Below are 16819 nucleotides of genomic sequence, written 5' to 3'. Positions count from 1 at the left end.
TCGGGCGTTCGTCTCGGGAAGTGGGCGGCCTGTCCAGCGAATTGGGACGCGGGACTCCCGCCAGTCCCGGTGCGTCCGCATGGTGAGCCCAATCGCCAAATAGTGGACGCCGGAGAAGGGTCTGCGCCGAGTGGAACGCGCCCAGCGTCGGTCATGGGGGCCCGAGGCGCGACCACCATCGCCCTAGGATGGCCGGCATGTCTGCGCCTGTCGAAGAAGTGCCGGGGTGGGAGTCGTTGCCGGGGGAGTTGCGCGACCGGTTTCTCGCCGCCGGGTTGCCCGACGCGATGCTGAAGCTGGACGAGAGCGTCAACTTCGTGCTGGGGCCGGAACTGGCCGAGGCGGAGGTGGCGGGGATCGGGCGGGTGCTGCGGTTCGGGTACGGGACGGGGCTGTTCGCCGGGGAGTTTTGTCTCGATTCGGCCACAGGGGAGGTTCAGCTCGCGCGACCGGACGGGCTGCCGCCGAACTTCGTGAACTCGAGCATCGAGCAGTTCGGCGGGTCGGTGCGGCTGGTGCTGGAGCACGAGCGGGAGCTGACCCACGGGGACCTAGAGACCTGCGCGGACGTGGCTCAGCGGGTGCGGGACGGGATCGCCGGGATCGACCCGGCGACGGACCGGACCGATACGTACTGGGACGCTCTGTACTACGAGCTTGCCGACGGCACTTATTCGGACTTCGAGTGAAATGTCCGGAACGTCGTAGGGGATGACCCCGGCGAAAACGACCATCTAGGATCCGTCGAGTCCGCGTGGCATTGATGACCACGCATGAGAGGCCCCGCGTGCCGGGGCCTTCGAAACCGATACTCCGCGCGGCCGGGGGGCTACTTCGCGGCGCGGGTAGAAGGGACGACGGAATCGATGGAAAGAACCACCAGGACCGCCGTGTGGGGGCGCCTGGCGGCGGTCCTGCTGCTGCTCTGGGCGCTGGTCGGCGGGCTGCCGGCCGACCCGGCGCTCGCCGGCCGGGCCGTCGCCGCATTGTCGGCGGTGGATCCGGGGTGCCCGCCGGTCACGGCCGACGGGCAAGTCGTCTACGGCTGCAACGAGCTGAGCCGCAATCTGCAGAAAGCGCGGCTGTGGCTGCAACAGAACAAGCCGCGCGGCACCACCGACAAGCTGTTCAAGAACGCGAGCGGGTCGAATTACGCGATCGCGAAGCTGCGGGACGGCACGTACATCATCGGGTACAGCGACAGCGTCGCGCACTCGGAGGAGCGGCTGATCGACCAGATGAACGGCAAGTCGCAGCGGATCGTGTTCGACCCGGCGACCGGCCGGGTGTCGTACCAGGCGCCGCGGGCCTCGCCGATCGTCGAGGGATTCTCCGAGTTGGAGCCGTGCGCCAACAAGTGTGATCCCAAGTTGCGCGCGCTCGGCCTCCGCGAGAAGTTCACCTACTCGTGGCAGTGGAACGGCCGGCCGGGCGACTCGGCGGACGAGATAAAGGCGATCCGCGACCGGGCCAACAACGCGAAGACCGGGTACAAGCCGCTGGCGCTCAAGCAGCTCAAGGCCAACGGGGCGCCGGGGCGGATCAACATCCCGGAGAACATCGAGAGCGGTGTCGGCCGGTCGGCGCAGCGGATCACCGGACCCGGACGGCCGGGCGGCATCGACTTCTCCGCGGTGCAGCTGAGATACGTGTCCGACGGGGCCACCGGCAACACGTACTCGTTCAAGGCGCCGACGACGCCGGGCAAACCGTCCACCGACGGGGCGGGCGCGATCTATGACGCGTACACGGCAATGAATGTCTGGATGACGGTCCAGCCGTCGAAATTCTGGGTGAACCTGAACCCGGACGAACCGGATCGGATCATCGACGCCGACCTGGCGCAGACCGACGCCGGCCGGGTCCTGCTCGAGTCGGACCTGACGCTCAAGGAGTCGGGCACCAAACTGCTCGACCCCAACCAGCCGATCGGCAAGGAGTTCTGGGCCCGGATGCAGGCGGCCGGCCTCGAGAAGTTCTGCAAGCGGGACTGGATCGTGCCCAAGCAGGCCACGGTGCGCGAGTCGGGGTCGGAGCTCTACATCCTGGACGCGCCGCTCGAGGTGAAGAGCGAGGGCGCCGACTTCCAGATGCCGGGCAGCGACTTCACGTGCCCGGGCGACTCGAAACAGGCCAGCGAGATCTACCGCGCGGTGATCGTGCCGGAGTTGACCCGCCTGGTGAACGAGTCGCCGGAGTACGTCGACCTGCGCCGGGTCTACATCAGCCGGGTCGCGGCCGAGTGGTACCGCCAGCGGATGGCCAAGAACGGCACGGCCGAGGACTTCGGGATCGACAGCAACAACGTCGACACGCTCGAGGCGATCAAGCCGTGGGACCCGAAGGACGTCTACAACAAGTACCTGAAGGAGCTGAACAGCGTCACCTACACGACGCCGGACGGGTTCGTGGTCACCGCCGGCGGCGTGGACTTCACCCAGCCGGTGAAGGTGAAGCCGCTGAACGACAACGACTTCACGCAGCAGTACCCGGCGCTGCCGTCGACCGTGCAGAAGTCGCTGACCGAGGTGGCCCGGACGACCGACGAGAAGGACGCGTTCAACGGCGGCGCCGACCGGGTGCCGGCCATCACGAAGCCGCCGTCGGCGAGCCCGTCCCCGGGCGGCACCGCCGGCGGGTCGCACGGGAACAACGGCGGCCAGGGCGGCGGCCTGCCGATCACCGGCGCGCCGGTCTTCGCGATCGCCGTGATCGGCGTCGCGCTGATCCTGTTCGGCCTGGTCGCCGTGTGGCGCACCCGCCGGGTGCGCTGGGTGGCCAAGCGCTGAGCGACGGCCGGCCGGCCAACCCTTGAGCGACGCCGGCCGGCCAACCCTGAGCGACGGCCGGTCGGCCAAGACCTCGGCAACGGCCGGGAGGGCCGGCGGCTGCCTGCCGCCGGCCTTCCGCGTCCTCGGGCGCCGGCCTTCCGCGTCCTCGGGCGCCGGTCAGCGACCGCTGAGCGGGACCACCTCGGGGGCGCCCAGGCGGGCGGCGTCGGCGGTCTCGTCGTCGGGCTGATCCTGGGAGCGGCGCTCGGCCTCGACCCGCAGGCGGTAGTTCTCGACCTCGCGGGCGGTCTGCTCGTCGGTCCAGCCCAGCACGCCGGAGGCCAGCGCGGCGGCCACCGGCGCGGCGGCCACGCCCCGGTCGAACGTCTCGATCGAGATCCGGGTGCGCCGGGTGAGCAGATCCTCCAGGTGGCGGGCGCCCTCGTGGCTCGCCGCGTACACGATCTCGGCCCGCAGGTAGTCCTCGGCGCCGTCGAGCGGGCCGGCCAGCGACGGGTCGGCCTCGATCAGATCGAGGACCTCGGTGACCAGGGACCCGTACCGGGAGAGCAGGTGCTCGACCCGGGCCACGTGCAGGCCGGACTCGGTGGCCAGGACCCGGCGGCGGTTCCACAGCGCGGTGTAGCCGTCCGCGCCGAGCAACGGCACGCCCTGGGTGCAGGACGCCGGGACCGAGCGCCCCAGCCCGTGCACGCAGGCGTCCACGGCGTCGCGGGCCATCACCCGGTACGTCGTGTACTTGCCGCCCGCGACCACGACCAGGCCGGGCACCGGGCTGCCCACGGTGTGCTCGCGCGACAACTGTGACGTGGACTCCGACTCGCCGGACAGCAGCGGCCGCAGCCCGGCGTACACACCCTGCACGTCGGCGCGCGAGAGCGGGGTGGACAGCACCGAGTTGACGTGTTCGAGCAGGTAGTCGATGTCGGTGCTGGACGCGGCCGGGTGCGCCTTGTCGAGGTTCCAGTCGGTGTCGGTGGTGCCGATGATCCAGTGCCGGCCCCACGGGATCACGAAGAGCACGCTCTTCTCCGTACGCAATATGATCCCGGTCTTGGACTGGATGCGGTCCCGCGGCACGACCAGGTGGATGCCCTTGGAGGCGCGGACGTGGAACTGGCCGCGCTCGCCCACCAGCGCCTGGGTGTCGTCGGTCCACACCCCGGTCGCGTTGATCACCTGCTGGGCGCGTACCTCGAAGGTGCGGTCGTGCTCGAGGTCGTGCACGCGTACGCCGGTGACCCGCTCGCCCTCGCGCAGGAAGCCGACGACCTCGGCGCGGGACGCGACCTGCGCGCCGTACGCGGCCGCGGTGCGGGCCAGGAACATGGTGTGTCGCGCGTCGTCGACCTGGGCGTCGTAGTACTGCAGGGCGCCGACCAGCGCGTCCTTCTTTAGCGCCGGGCACTCGCGCAGCGCGCCGCGCAGCGTGAGGTTGCGATGGCGGGGGAGCCCGCCGTTGAGCGCCATGGTGTCGTAGAGCGTGACCCCGGCGCCCGCGTAGATCCGCTCCCAGGCCCGGTGCCGCAGCGGGTAGAGGAACCGCACCGGCCGGACGAGATGGGGCGCCAGCCGGGTCAGCAGCAGGCCGCGCTCCCGTAGCGCCTCGCGGACCAGCGCGAAATCGAGCATCTCGAGGTAGCGCAGGCCGCCGTGGATGAGCTTGCTGGATCGGCTGGATGTGCCCGCGGCGAAGTCGCGCGCCTCGACCAGGCCGGTGGACAGGCCGCGGGTGGTGGCGTCGAGGGCGCAGCCCGCGCCCACCACGCCGCCGCCCACGACCAGGACGTCGAGCTCGGCGCCGGCCAGCGCGGCCAGCGCCGAGTCCCGATATTCCGGGGAAAGAGCAGTCATCAGTCCACGTCCACCCAATCGAGAGTCCGCTGCACCGCCTTCTTCCACCGGGCATACCCCTCGGAGCGTTGTTCATCCGTCCACGTCGGCTCCCAGCGCTGCGACTCGTTCCAGTTCTCGCGCAACTCGTCGGTGTTCTTCCAGAAGCCGACCGCGAGGCCGGCCGCGTACGCGGCGCCCAGCGCGGTCGTCTCGGCCACCACCGGGCGGCTGACCGGCACGCCGAGCACGTCCGCCTGAAGCTGCATGCAAAGCGCGTTCTGAGTGATGCCGCCGTCGACCTTGAGCACGTCCAGCGTGACGCCGGAGTCCTGCGCCATCGCGTCGACCACGTCGCGGCTCTGGTAGCAGATCGCCTCGAGGGTGGCGCGAGCGATGTGCGCGCCGGTGTTGAAGCGGGACAGGCCGACGATCGCGCCGCGGGCGTCGGAGCGCCAGTACGGCGCGAACAGGCCGGAGAACGCCGGAACGAAGTACACGCCGCCGTTGTCGGGGACGGTCGCCGCGAGCGTCTCGCTCTCGGCCGCCGAGTGGATCACGTGGAGCTGGTCGCGCAGCCACTGCACGGCCGAGCCGGTCACCGCGATCGAGCCCTCCAGGGCGTAGACCGGCGCCGCCTCGCCGAACCGGTAGCAGACGGTCGTGAGCAGGCCGTTCTCCGACCGGACCAGCTCGGTGCCGGTGTTGAGCAGCATGAAGTTGCCGGTGCCGTACGTGTTCTTGGCCTCGCCGGGCGCGAAACAGACCTGCCCGACCGTGGCCGCCTGCTGGTCGCCCAGGTCGCCGGTGAGCGGCACCTCCCCGCCCAGCGTCCCGGGCCAGCGCGCGACGCCGTACGTGTTGGGGTCGGACGAGGGCCGGATCTCGGGAAGCATCGAGCGCGGGATCCCGAAGAAGCCGAGCAGCTCGTCGTCCCAGTCGAGAGTCTCCAGGTTCATCAGCATCGTGCGGCTGGCGTTGGTGACGTCGGTGATGTGGTGGCCGCCGTCGACGCCGCCGGTCATGTTCCACAACAGCCAGCTGTCGGTGTTGCCGAAGATGGCGTCGCCGCGCTCGGCCGCCTCCCGGACGCCGTCGACGTTCTCGAGGATCCATTGGATCTTGCCGCCGGAGAAGTACGTGGCCGGCGGCAGGCCGGCCTTGCGCCGGATCACGTCGCCGCGGCCGTCGCGGTCGAGCGCGGACGCTATCCGGTCGGTGCGGGTGTCCTGCCAGACGATCGCGTTGTAGTAGGGCCGCCCGCTGGTGCGATCCCAGACCACCGCGGTCTCGCGCTGGTTGGTGACGCCCAGCGCGGCCAGGTCCGACGCCTGCAACTTCGCGTTCTGCATGGCGGTGCGGATGACGGTGATCGTCCGGTCCAGGATCTCGACCGGGTTGTGCTCGACCCAGCCGGCCTGCGGCAGGATCTGCTCGTGCTCGAGCTGGTGGCGGGCCACCTCGTTGCCGCCGTGATCGAAGATCATGAAACGGGTGCTGGTCGTGCCCTGGTCGACTGCGCCGACGAAGTCAGCCACGGGTTGCCTCCAAGTTGTCCTTGTCATCGGGCGACGGAACCCGGCCCGGCTCCGGCAGCCCCTCGGCGGGCAGGAACCGCGCGACCAGCACCTGGTACAGGCCGGCGCCGAGCACGCCACCGATGATCGGTGCGACGATCGGTATCCACCAGTAGAGATACCCGGTCTGGTCCCGCCAGGCGCCACCGTAGCCGGTCAGGAAGCTGGCGAGTCGCGGTCCGAGGTCGCGGGCCGGGTTGATCGCGTACCCGGCGTTGGTGCCCCACGCCATGCCGATCGCCACCACGATCAGGCCGATGATGAACGGCGCCATGTTCGCCCCGGGCGCCGTGTTCAGCGTGTCCACGACGGCGAAGATCAGGAACAGCAGGATGGCGGTGCCGATGATCTGGTCGAGGAACGCGCTCCCGTGGCTGACCGGCAGCGACCCGTTGCCGGGCAGCGTCGAGAACACGAACTGCGTCTTGATGGTCAGGGCCGGGTCCTTCGCGAGCAGGACGTCGTTGTAGTTCCAGCGCACCAGCAGGGCGGCGACGAACGCCCCGAGGATCTGCGCCAGCGAGTACGGGATCACCTTGCGCCAGCTGAAGCCTTTGAAGGCCGCGAACGCGATGGTGACCGCGGGGTTGAGGTGGGCGCCGCTGAGCCGGGCCGCCACGTAGACGCCGAACACCACGCCGAAGCCCCAGGCCCAGGCGATGCTGTCGTGGTCGCCGAGGCCGCCCGCGACGACCTGCGCGACGACGCCGACGCCGAAGAGGATGAGGATCATGGTCCCGGCAAACTCGGCGAGCAGTTCGCCCAGCAAGCCCGGGATCTTCAGCCGTTCTGCCATGTGCCCTCCTTGTTCGTTTCACCGGACGGGCCGATTCACCGGACGCTAGGTAGCGGGCAGGACACGGGCAATGACCGGCGTTCGGCATTGTCGAATTTCGACCACGGTCGGCGTTCACGCCCTGACATAGAGTCGGAAACGTGCCCGGAACAGTGCAGTCCATCGAGCGGGCCGCGGCGGTCCTGCGCCTGCTCGCGGGCGGGTCGGGGCGCCTGGCGCTGGGCGAGATCGCCCGCTCGCTGGACCTGGCCAAGGGCACCGCGCACGGCATTCTTCGTACTCTGCAACATGTCGGATTTGTCGAGCAGGACCGCGCCTCCGGCCGGTACGGGCTCGGCACCGGCTTGCTGCGGCTGGCCACCAGCCACCTCGACGTCAACGAGCTGCGCTCGCATGCGATCAACTGGGCCGACCCGCTCGCGGCGCGTAGCGGCGAGGCCGTGCGCATCGGCACGGTCCTCGACGGACAGGTGCAGATCATCCACCACGTGTTCCGCCCGGACGACACGTTCCAGACCCTCGACGTCGGCGCCCTGCTGCCGATGCACGCCACCGCGCTGGGCAAGGTGCTCCTCGCGTACCGGGCGGCCGGCGCCGTGCCCGCGACGGAGCTCGACCGATTCACCCGCCGCACCATCCGCACGCCCGCGGCCCTCGCGGCCGAGCTCCAGCAGGTGCGCGACAACGGCTGGAGCCTCGAGGCCGAGGAGATGACCCCCGGCATCGCGTCGGTGGCCGCGCCGATCCGCGGGTACGGCGGCCTGGTCGTCGGCGCCATCGGCATCAGCGGCCTGGTCGAGCGGATCTGCGACAGCCATTACCGCCCGCACCAGCACCTCGTGGGCTACGTCCGGGACGCGGCCCGCGCCATCTCGCGGGAGCTGACCCGATAGGGGGATCATGACCGAGCGCTACGTCGTGGCCATCGACCAGGGCACCACCTCGACCCGGTGCATCGTGTTCGATCGCCGCGGCCGGCTCGTCTCCCTGGCCCAGCAGGAGCACAAGCAGTACTACCCGAAGCCCGGCTGGGTCGAGCACGACGCCGCCGAGATCTGGCGCCACGTGGAACGGCTCGGGCCCGAGGCGCTGCGCCGGGCCGGCATCACCGAGGCGCAGGTGGCCGCGGTCGGCATCGCCAACCAGCGCGAGACCACCCTGCTGTGGGAGCGCGACACCGGCGCGCCGGTCGGCCACGCGATCGTCTGGCAGGACACCCGCACCGACTCCCTGGTGCGGACGCTGTCGGATTCCGCCGGGGCGGCCGCGGTCGAGCACGATTCCGCGCTGCCGATGGCCACATACTTCTCGGGCCCGCGAGTGCGCTGGATGCTCGACCGCGACCCGGCGCTGCGCGAGCGCGCCGAGCGCGGCGAGATCCTCTTCGGCACCATGGAGACCTGGCTGATCTGGAAGCTCACCGGCGGCCTGCACGTCACCGACGTGACCAACGCCAGCCGGACGATGCTGCTCGACGTGCACACCCTCGACTGGTCGCCGGCGGCGCTCGCCTTCTTCGGCGTGCCCCGGGCGATGCTCCCCGAGGTGCGGCCCTCGATCGGCGTGTTCGGCACCGCCGTGGCGGCCTTTCCGGGGGTACGGATCGGGGCCGCGCTCGGCGACCAGCAGGCCGCGCTGTTCGGGCAGACCTGCTTCACGCCGGGCGAGGCCAAATGCACGTACGGGACCGGGAGCTTCCTGCTGCTGAACACCGGCGACGAGCTGGTGCGCTCGACACACGGGCTGCTCAGCACGGTGGCCTACCAGATCGCCGGCGGGCCGACCGCGTACGCCCTCGAAGGCTCCATCGCGATCACCGGCTCGCTGGTCCAATGGTTCCGCGACCAGCTCGAGCTGATCGCCACCGCCCCCGAGATCGAGACGCTGGCGCGCACGGTCGCCGACAACGGCGGCTGCTACATCGTCCCGGCCTTCTCCGGCCTGTACGCCCCGTACTGGCGCAGCGAGGCGCGCGGGGTGATCGTCGGGCTGACCTCGTACATCACCAAGGGCCACCTGGCGCGCGCGGTGCTGGAGGCCACCGCCTGGCAGACCCGCGAGGTCGTCGACGCGATGAACGCCGACTCCGGGCTCGACCTCACGACGCTGCGGGTGGACGGCGGGATGACGGCCGACCACCTGCTCATGCAGTTCCTCGCCGACGTGCTGGACGTGCCGGTGGTGCGGCCGCTCGCGGCCGAGACGGTCTCGCTGGGCGCGGCGTACGCGGCCGGGCTCGCCGTCGACTACTGGCCCGACCTGGAGGGGCTGCGCCAGAACTGGCACCGGGCCGCGCAGTGGCTGCCCACGATGGACCCGGAGGTGCGCACGAGCGAGTACGAGAATTGGCAGCGAGCGGTCAAACGCACCTTCGACTGGACCCGGCCGTAGGCCGTGAACGGAGTCTCGCCATGCCCTTCCCTGCCGGCCTTTCCGCGCCCGTCCTCCACGGCTCGCTGGTCCGGCTGGAGCCGCTGGAGCATCGGCACGCGGCCGGCCTCGCCGTTGCCGCCGAGGAGGACCGCGACTCGTACGGATTCACCTGGGTGCCGCGGGCGGGCGAGGTCGGCGACTACATCGACGCCCAGCTGGCCCGGGCCGCGGCCGGCGCGCTGATGCCCTTTGCGCAGATCTTCCGGGGGCGGCCGGTCGGGGCGACCGCCTACTGGAACCCCCGGCTGTGGGACGACCGGGACGAGCTCTGCGCCGTCGAGGTCGGCTTCACCTGGCTTGCCGCCTCGGCGCAGGGCACCGGAGTGAACGCCGAGGCGAAGCGCCTGCTGTTCGGGCTCGCCTTCGAGCAGTGGCACGTCGCCCGGGTCGACCTCAAGACCGACGCCCGCAACGCCCGCTCCCGCGCCGCCATCGAGCGGGCCGGCGCCCGCTTCGAGGGGGTGTTGCGCAGCTGGTCCCGCTCGTGGGCGCCGGGCGAGGACGGCCGGCTCCGCGACTCGGCGATCTTCTCGATCGTGGCCGCGGAGTGGCCGGCCCTGCGGGACTTACGACGCGCCAGCCACGATCACCCGCTGCCGCGCGACGGCGAAATGCCACGTGATCACCCGCTCGGTGCCTAAGGTATGCGGGTGAGCCTGGCCCGCACCCGACGGACGGCTCCGGTGTGCGCGCTGGTGCTGTCGTTCTGCGTGATCGCGGGCCTGAGCCGGGCGGCGTCCCGGGAAGCGGCCCCGGCGGCCGCCCCGGTGGCACCCCCGGCCGCGGCGCCGATGGAGACCAAGAAGCCGGCCGAACCGGTGAAAGCGCCGATAAAGCCGGTGAAGGCGCCGAAGACGCTGCCCACCATCACCTACCGGCACGTCCCCGGCGGGTTCCCGGCGGACCCCGGCCAAACGGACCCCACGCCGCTCACCGAAGGGCTGCACGCCCCCAGGGAGCTGCCCCTCTACGACGCCCCGGGCGGCCGGCCCCGAGCCTTCCTGCCCCCGGACATCCGCGGCGTCGAGGTCACGGTCCCGATCGTGGCGCGCCGCCCGGGCTGGGTGGCCGTGCTACTGCCGTCGGCCAACCGCCGCATCGGCTGGCTGCCGGCGAGCGGATGGCATTCGCGGCCGCTGCGCGACCAGCTCATCGTGCGGCGCGGCACGCACGAGCTGACGTGGCTGCGAGATGGCGTACGCGAAGGAAGCTGGACCGTGGCGATCGGCAGCACCCGGACGCCGACCCCGCTGGGCCGCACCTTCGTGCTCGGCCGCACCGGTACCCACGGCGCGGTCTACGCCGGCAAGGACGCCCTGGTGCTCGGCGCGGTGCCGGACGACCGGGACGCCGTCGCGCCGGGCCTGCGCGACGCGCACACCGGCATCCACGCCTGGTATCGCCGGTCCGCCTTCGGCCGCAGCGTCTCCAACGGCTGCGTCCGCCTGCCCGCCGCCGCCCAGCAGACCCTGCTCGACCACATCGGCCCCGGCACCCCGGTCATCGTGCTCGACTGACCCGAGCGGGCTCGGCCGGGCGAGGCGCTCACGGGGAGCCGGGAGACGCGCCGAAGGAGAGGCCGGGCGAGGCGCTCACCGGGCGCCGGGTGAGGCGCTGAGCCGGGCCACGTCTGCGCGCACCGCCGCCGCGATGTGTGTGACGAGTTTCAGCAGGTCGGCGCAGTAGACCGAGGGCGACCGGAAGCCGCGCGCCGGGTGGTAGCGATGCACGTAATTCCCGCCGCCGCACACGTCGCGCACCGGGCAGCGCAGGCATTCCGGAGCCAGCGCCGCCGCCCCGATCTGCCGCGCCACCACCGCGGGCCAGCGCAGCGCCGCGTCCAGGTCGTCGGTCGGCAGCGCGGCCGCCCCCGGATAGGCCGTCTTCAGCGCGTCCACCTGCTCCAGCGACCCGTCGGTCTCGAAGACCGCCACCCGGACCGGCGCCAGCCCGACGTTCTCCGAGGCCACGCTCCCGCCCAGCACCAGCGTCACGATGTCGTCGAAGAGCCGCACCCGCGTCTCCCGCGCCGGCGCGCGATACCAGCGCTCGAAGACCGCCACCAGCCAGTCCCCGTAGGTGCCCGGTCGCGGCGGCGGCGCGGCCCAGTTCGCGTGCGGCAGCAGGAAGTCCACGCTCGGCGGCCGGTGCCCGACCAGCGCCTCGTAGGTCCGCACGGGATCGTTCGACGTGTCCACCACGCACAGCAAACCCGCGAAGACGTCGCGCTGGGCGGTCAGGAGGGCTATCCCTTCCCGTACGCGGGAAAAGCTCGACCCGCCACCCACCCGTACCCGATGCTTGTCGTTGGCGGCGCGACCACCATCCAAGCTGACGGCGACCCGGATGCCCTGCCGCGCGCAGGCCGCGGCGAACGCCGCGGTGACCAGGGTTCCGTTCGTCTGCAGGCGCAGCCGCACCGGTCCGATGATCTCGCGGGCGAGCGTGGCGAAGCGCTCGATCCGGGCCGTGCCCGCCAGCAGCGGCTCCCCGCCGTGGAAGACCAGGCTGACCGGCCCGTCGCGATGCGCGGCGATCCGGCGGCACACACCGGCGAACGTCTCGTCGGTCATCACCCGGGGCTGGTCGCGCCACGACTGGCCCGGCGACTCGTAGACGTAGCAGTAGTCGCAGGCCAGGTTGCACCGGCTGTGCACCTTGACCACGAACTCGTTGAAGGTCGTCACGCCGGGGCGATCTCCAGCACCAGGAGGCCGGCCGTGCCCCCGACGGCGAGGCCGCCGCCGACGGCCGCGCAGGAGCTGACCGGGAAGTGGATGGGGATGGTGGTGGCCCGGGCGGTGCGGGTGTCCCAGAGCCGGACCGTGCCGTCGGCGCCGGCCGACGCGAGCATGCCGTCGACCGCGGCGAGGCTGGTGACCGGGCCGGTGTGCCCCTCGAGAACCGCCTCCAGCAGGCCGGACTCCGGGTTCCACAGGCGCACGGTCTCGTCGCCGGCGGTGGCGAGCAGGCCGTTGATCGCGCGGACCGCGGTGACCGGGCCGGCGTGGCCGGCGAGCACGCGCGGGCGGCGGCCGGGGGCGAGATCCCAGAGGCGTACGGTCCGGTCGTCGCCGCCGGAGGCGATCATCACCCGGCCGGCCACGCCGATCGCGGTCACCGCGTTGACCGTGCCGTTGTGTCCCTTGAGGACCGCCTGCTGGTGGCCGGTGGCCGGATCCCAGAGCCGTACCGTCTGGTCGTCGCCGCCGGAGGCCAGCAGCACCCGCCCGTTGGTCACCACGGCCGCGACCGCGCGCACCCGGTCGGTGTGACCGCGCAGCACGATCAGCGGACGGCCGCTCGACGGCTCCCACAGCCGGACGGTGCCGTCGTCGCCGGCCGAGGCGAGCCGCGCCTGCCCGCGCACCGGGACCGTGCCGAGCGCGTTGACCCCGCCGGCGTGGTGACCGCGCAACTCGTGCCGCGCGGCCCCGTCGGCCAGGTGCGACAGCCGCACGATGCCGTCCTCGCCGGCCGAGGCGAGCAGGCCGGTCCCGGCCGGGCAGACCGCCCGCACCTGCTCGCCGTGTGCCTCGGCCGCCGCGTGCCGGTGGCCGGTGGCCGGATCCCACAACCGCACGATCCGGTCGCCGCCGGCCGAGGCCAGCATGCCGTCGACGGCGCAGACGCTGCTCACCCAGTCGGCGTGGCCCTCGAGGATCGCCTCCTGCCGGCCGGTGTGCGGGTCCCAGATCCGTACGGTGGTGTCGTTGGACGCGGTGGCCAGCCGGCCCCGGATCGCGCAGATCGCGTTCACCGGGCCGGTGTGCCCGCGCAGCACCGCCTGCTCCTGGCCGCTCGCCGGATCCCACAGGCGCACGGTGCCGTCGATCGTGGACGCCGCCAGCAGCGACCGGCCGTCGACGGTGACCGACCGCAGCGTGGTCATCCAGGCGGCGTCCTCCTCGAGGATCGTCTCCTGGGCGCCGGTCTCCGGATCCCACAGCCGCACGGTCAGGTCCTTGCTGGCGGTCACCACCAGCTCGCGGCCGCGCAACTTGACCGCGCAGATCGCCTTGACCCAATCGGTGTGGCCGGTCAGCACCGCGATCTCGTGGCCGGTGCCCGGATCCCAGATCCGCACGGTGTTGCCGCCGGCCGAGGCGAGCAGGCCCTTGACCGCGCAGACCGCGGTGACCGGGCCGGTGTGCGCGCGGAGCAGCTTCTGCTGGCGGCCGGTGGCCGGGTTCCACAGGCGTACCGTGCCGTCGTTGCCGCCCGAGGCGAGCATGCCGCGCACCGCGCAGACGCTGTTCACCGGTCCGGCATGGCCGGTCAGCACGGCCTGCTCGTGGCCGGTCAGCGGGTTCCACAGCCGGATCGTGGCGTCGTCCCCGGCGGAGGCCAGCAAGCCCTTCACCGCGCACACGCTGTTGACCCAGTCGGTGTGCCCCTCCAGCGCGGCGTGCTCGACGCGCGGCGCGGTGTGCGCCCAGCGCGCCCGGTACGGCATGGCCGGGTGGGCGATGGCCGGCGGCAGCAACTGCAGCGCCTGCACGACGTTGAGCAGCGCGGCCCGCTCCGGAGCCGGCGCGGCGACCGCCTGCGGGGTGAGCCGCAGCAGGTGCGCGCGCTCGCGTTCGCGCGTGGCCTCGGCCGCGGCCGGGATGAGCCGCAGCAGGTCGGCATGCAGCAGGAAGTCGTCGTCGGCGAGCAGGTCGTCGATCAGGCCGGCCCGGCCCGCGTGGCCGGCGAGCGAGCGCAGCAGGTAGGGCGGGGCTGCCGACCAGCCGTGCTCGTGGCCCAGCTCGAGGAACGCGCCGACCAGGGCGCGCTCGTCGGCGCGGGCGCCGCCCGGGCCGCGCGGGCGCAGCAGGGCGTCGTTGAGCGCCTGGTGGAACAGGCGGAACACCGACTCGTGCCCCTCCTGCGACGTCTCCACCAGGAAGTTGGCGGCGGCCGAGCGGGCGAACCGGTCGAGCGCCGGCTCGGCGATCCGGCCGCCGAGCGCCTCGGCGGCCGCCTTCCACAGCGCGGTGGTCCAGCCCGGCGCCTCGGCGTAGGCGAGCGCGGTCAGCACCTCGCGGGCCGGCATGCCGCCGACCGGCGCGAGCCGGGCCACGAACGCGTCCAGCGCGGCGTCGACCGACGGCGTCAGGGTCACGCTCGCCGGGCCGGCCGCGGTCGTGTCGTACATCCCGCGCCGGCGCGCCTCCAGGCCGGCGACCAGGAAGTTCCCTTCGGCGAGCTCGGCTATCCGGCGGGCCACCGGGTCGGCCACGGCCTCGTCCTCGTACGGGTTTCCCGGCCGCTCGTCGCCGATCAGCCGCAGTGTCGCCGACGCGTACGCCCGCAGGTCGTCCAGCTCGGAGTAGCGGCCCTCGTCGAGGTCGATGACCTTGGTCTCGCCGGCCAGCCCGGCCAGCAGGCTGCCCCGCGAGTCGTTGCGGCGCGTGCCCAGCACCACCTGCACGCCCTTTTCCGCGCACGTCTGCACCAGGGGCAGCACGACCTTGCTGAGGATCAGGCGGGCCTCCTCGGCGGTGTCGGCCTCGTCGAGCGCGTCGATCACGACGTTGAACCGTTTGTTTCCGGCGCTCAGTTGCTCGCGGACGGCGACCGCGACCTCCTCGGGCTCCTGCGGCAGCGGAATCGACGCCGCGGTGGCGATCTCCTTGGCCACCTCGAGCGCGGTCTTGCCCTTCGCGTGCACCGCACAGGCCACCGAGCCCAGCGACGCCCGCACCGCCACGTCCCCGGCGGGCAGCCGGGCCCGGAGCTTCGCGTCCGCCGTCGTCACGATGCGGCCCAGCACCGCCGACTTGCCCACCCCCGGCGACCCGGTCACCACGAGCACGCGCCGGTCGGGTGTTTTTCGTTCCAGCCACGCCACGATCTCGCGCAGCGCCGCCGCCCGCCCCCGGAACCGGTATCCGCGCTCGGCCTCGGTCGTCACCCCGCGCCCGCGCGGCACCCAGTGCCGGCCCGCCTCCCGGTCGGTCGCCAGCTCCCAGCCCCAGGACGACATCGCCACCGGCCCCGCGTCCGCCGCGGTCCAGTCGACCAGCACGCGCAGCTTCTCGCCGGGCAGGAACACGTCGGCCTGCGCGATCGTCAGCGCCTGCGCGTCACCGCGCCGGTCGCCGGTGATCCGCGCCCGGCCCACAATGCCCACCACGCCGTAGTCCGGCACCCAGAGCCCGCCGCCGCTGAACCCCTGCTCCACCGGGTACGGCGAATCGGTGTCCAGCCGCACCCAGCCGTGCGCCAGCCGGGCGCCCACCACGCCCTGCGCCTCGTTGCCGTGCGGCAGGCTGCTGGCCGGGAAGCCGAACGCCCACCACCGTAGCCCGAGCAGCGCCTCCGGCTCCGGCGCCCGCAACCGGGCCGGCTCCACCGCGGCCGGCAGGTCCTCCGCGAAGTGCAGCACCGCCACGTCGGCGATTCCGGGCTCGTCCGGGTCGTACTCGACCCGCTCGACCTGCTGCCGCACCTTCCACAGGGTGGTCACCCGGGGGAACGAGACCCACACCTCGCTCCGGCCCGCGACGACGTGCGCGCAGGTCAGCGCCCGCCTCGGCGAGATCGCCACGGCCGTCCCGAACGGCTCGAATCCCCGTTCCCCGTCCCGCTCGCGGCCGTGCACGGCCAGCGTCCACGGATCCGATACCGGTCCCGTCACTGGCCTCCCTCCCCGAAAGTCCACATGCTAGTCGCGGACCATAGGCTCGTCCGGTGACGAGCACGATCATCGCGACGGCGTGGGTCTGCGTCCGGGACCGGCGGGTCCTGGTCGTGCGCCCCCACTACACCGACGCTTTCTACCTGCCCGGCGGCAAGCCCGAGCCCGGCGAGACCTACGCCGAGGCCGCCGCCCGCGAGGTACGCGAGGAGGTCGGGCTCGTCCTGAACCCTGCCGATCTCACCCTCTACACGGAGATTGTGGCCCCTGCCCACAACCGTCCGCCCGGCACGTCGGTGCGGCTGGTCTGCTTCATGGGGGGCGTGTTCGCGGGGGCGCCGGTCGCTTCTGCCGAGATCGGCGAGATCGCGTGGTTCACGCCGGCCGATTCGTTTCGTTGCGCTCCGGCGATCCAGTTGCTCGTCGCCGAGCTCGCTGCGGCCGGCCATATCTGAGTCGGCTCTCCCGCCGATCCGGGTCGTTGCGCTGGGGTTGCCATGGCCGCGGTCGTGGGTGGTTGCGGTGGTGCGGCCCGTTGCGCTTGGAGAGGGCTGGGCTGGGTTGCCATGGCCCGGGTCGCGAGTGGTTGCGGCGGCTGGGGCCTGTCGCGCTGAGATGTGATCCCGCGATGTGGCGCCGCGTCCTGCTGGCTGGACGAGCCAGCCATTATATGGGACGTGCGCCGGAAATATCCGCCTAAGTCGGCCAGATGTTGATCGAGGCCAGCCAAGGATGATGAATCGCCGTTCGCTGCGAACGCCAG

12 protein-coding genes are annotated in these 16819 nt (G+C 72.3%); 7 read left to right on the top strand and 5 right to left on the bottom strand.

Going from position 1 to position 16819, the window contains the following annotated elements; translation table 11 throughout:
- Positions 1-197 precede the first annotated feature (197 nt).
- Positions 198-689, top strand: a complete 492-nt coding sequence (locus ACFQS1_RS36430) for an SUKH-4 family immunity protein (protein ID WP_378976849.1) — start codon at positions 198-200, stop codon at positions 687-689.
- Positions 690-866: 177 nt separating this feature from the next.
- Complete coding sequence (locus ACFQS1_RS36425) at positions 867-2789, top strand: nucleic acid/nucleotide deaminase domain-containing protein (protein ID WP_378976847.1); 1923 nt, start codon at positions 867-869, stop codon at positions 2787-2789.
- Positions 2790-2948: 159 nt separating this feature from the next.
- Here ACFQS1_RS36425 and ACFQS1_RS36420 read toward each other — a convergent pair whose 3' ends face one another.
- Genes ACFQS1_RS36420 through ACFQS1_RS36410 form a run of 3 tightly spaced genes read right to left on the bottom strand, consistent with a single transcriptional unit; the run spans position 2949 to position 6998 of the window.
- Positions 2949-4646, bottom strand: a complete 1698-nt coding sequence (locus ACFQS1_RS36420) for a glycerol-3-phosphate dehydrogenase/oxidase (RefSeq protein WP_378976845.1) — start codon at positions 4644-4646, stop codon at positions 2949-2951.
- Positions 4646-6163, bottom strand: a complete 1518-nt coding sequence (gene glpK / locus ACFQS1_RS36415) for a glycerol kinase GlpK (protein WP_378976843.1) — start codon at positions 6161-6163, stop codon at positions 4646-4648. Before glpK (ACFQS1_RS36415) ends, ACFQS1_RS36420 begins: the two co-directional genes overlap by 1 nt.
- On the bottom strand, positions 6156-6998 hold the full coding sequence (locus tag ACFQS1_RS36410) for an MIP/aquaporin family protein (RefSeq protein WP_378976841.1): 843 nt from the start codon (positions 6996-6998) through the stop codon (positions 6156-6158). Before ACFQS1_RS36410 ends, glpK (ACFQS1_RS36415) begins: the two co-directional genes overlap by 8 nt.
- Before the next feature lie 140 nt (positions 6999-7138).
- Here ACFQS1_RS36410 and ACFQS1_RS36405 point away from each other — a divergent pair, with 140 nt between their 5' ends.
- The 4 genes from ACFQS1_RS36405 to ACFQS1_RS36390 are packed head-to-tail and all read left to right on the top strand — an operon-like array spanning position 7139 to position 10948.
- Positions 7139-7891 carry an IclR family transcriptional regulator gene (locus ACFQS1_RS36405; protein WP_378976839.1) on the top strand — a complete coding sequence of 251 codons (753 nt, stop codon included), beginning with the start codon at positions 7139-7141 and terminating at the stop codon, positions 7889-7891.
- A gap of 7 nt (positions 7892-7898) precedes the next feature.
- On the top strand, positions 7899-9389 hold the full coding sequence (glpK, locus tag ACFQS1_RS36400; RefSeq protein WP_378976837.1) for a glycerol kinase GlpK: 1491 nt from the start codon (positions 7899-7901) through the stop codon (positions 9387-9389).
- Positions 9390-9409: 20 nt separating this feature from the next.
- Positions 9410-10072, top strand: a complete 663-nt coding sequence (locus ACFQS1_RS36395; RefSeq protein ID WP_378976835.1) for a GNAT family N-acetyltransferase — start codon at positions 9410-9412, stop codon at positions 10070-10072.
- A gap of 9 nt (positions 10073-10081) precedes the next feature.
- A complete protein-coding gene (locus ACFQS1_RS36390) occupies positions 10082-10948 on the top strand; it encodes a L,D-transpeptidase (RefSeq protein WP_378976833.1) in 867 nt (288 codons plus the stop codon).
- 75 nt (positions 10949-11023) lie between these two features.
- Here ACFQS1_RS36390 and ACFQS1_RS36385 read toward each other — a convergent pair whose 3' ends face one another.
- Both ACFQS1_RS36385 and ACFQS1_RS36380 read right to left on the bottom strand, forming a co-directional pair.
- Positions 11024-12118 carry an FxsB family cyclophane-forming radical SAM/SPASM peptide maturase gene (locus tag ACFQS1_RS36385; RefSeq protein WP_378976831.1) on the bottom strand — a complete coding sequence of 365 codons (1095 nt, stop codon included), beginning with the start codon at positions 12116-12118 and terminating at the stop codon, positions 11024-11026.
- Entirely contained in the window at positions 12115-16056 is a 3942-nt protein-coding gene (locus tag ACFQS1_RS36380) for a trypsin-like peptidase domain-containing protein (protein WP_378976829.1), read from the bottom strand. Before ACFQS1_RS36380 ends, ACFQS1_RS36385 begins: the two co-directional genes overlap by 4 nt.
- A 53-nt stretch (positions 16057-16109) precedes the next feature.
- On the opposite strand from ACFQS1_RS36380, the gene ACFQS1_RS36375 reads away from it, so the two are divergent.
- Positions 16110-16511 carry an NUDIX hydrolase gene (locus ACFQS1_RS36375; RefSeq protein ID WP_378976827.1) on the top strand — a complete coding sequence of 134 codons (402 nt, stop codon included), beginning with the start codon at positions 16110-16112 and terminating at the stop codon, positions 16509-16511.
- Positions 16512-16819 lie beyond the last annotated feature (308 nt).

Source organism: Paractinoplanes rhizophilus (assembly GCF_042664765.1).
GTDB lineage: Bacteria > Actinomycetota > Actinomycetes > Mycobacteriales > Micromonosporaceae > Actinoplanes > Actinoplanes rhizophilus.
The sequence above is the reverse complement of the archived record's forward strand: the minus strand, read 5'-3'. Positions and strand labels throughout refer to the sequence as shown.

Bases quoted from the DNA above. Each gene is read 5' to 3' on its own strand.
- ACFQS1_RS36430 (WP_378976849.1), top strand. From the start codon at position 198: ATGTCTGCGCCTGTCGAAGAAGTGCCGGGGTGGGAGTCGTTGCCGGGG.
- glpK (WP_378976837.1), top strand. From the start codon at position 7,899: ATGACCGAGCGCTACGTCGTGGCCATCGACCAGGGCACCACCTCGACC.
- ACFQS1_RS36425 (WP_378976847.1), top strand. From the start codon at position 867: ATGGAAAGAACCACCAGGACCGCCGTGTGGGGGCGCCTGGCGGCGGTC.
- ACFQS1_RS36410 (WP_378976841.1), bottom strand. From the start codon at position 6,998: ATGGCAGAACGGCTGAAGATCCCGGGCTTGCTGGGCGAACTGCTCGCC.
- ACFQS1_RS36420 (WP_378976845.1), bottom strand. From the start codon at position 4,646: ATGACTGCTCTTTCCCCGGAATATCGGGACTCGGCGCTGGCCGCGCTG.
- ACFQS1_RS36395 (WP_378976835.1), top strand. From the start codon at position 9,410: ATGCCCTTCCCTGCCGGCCTTTCCGCGCCCGTCCTCCACGGCTCGCTG.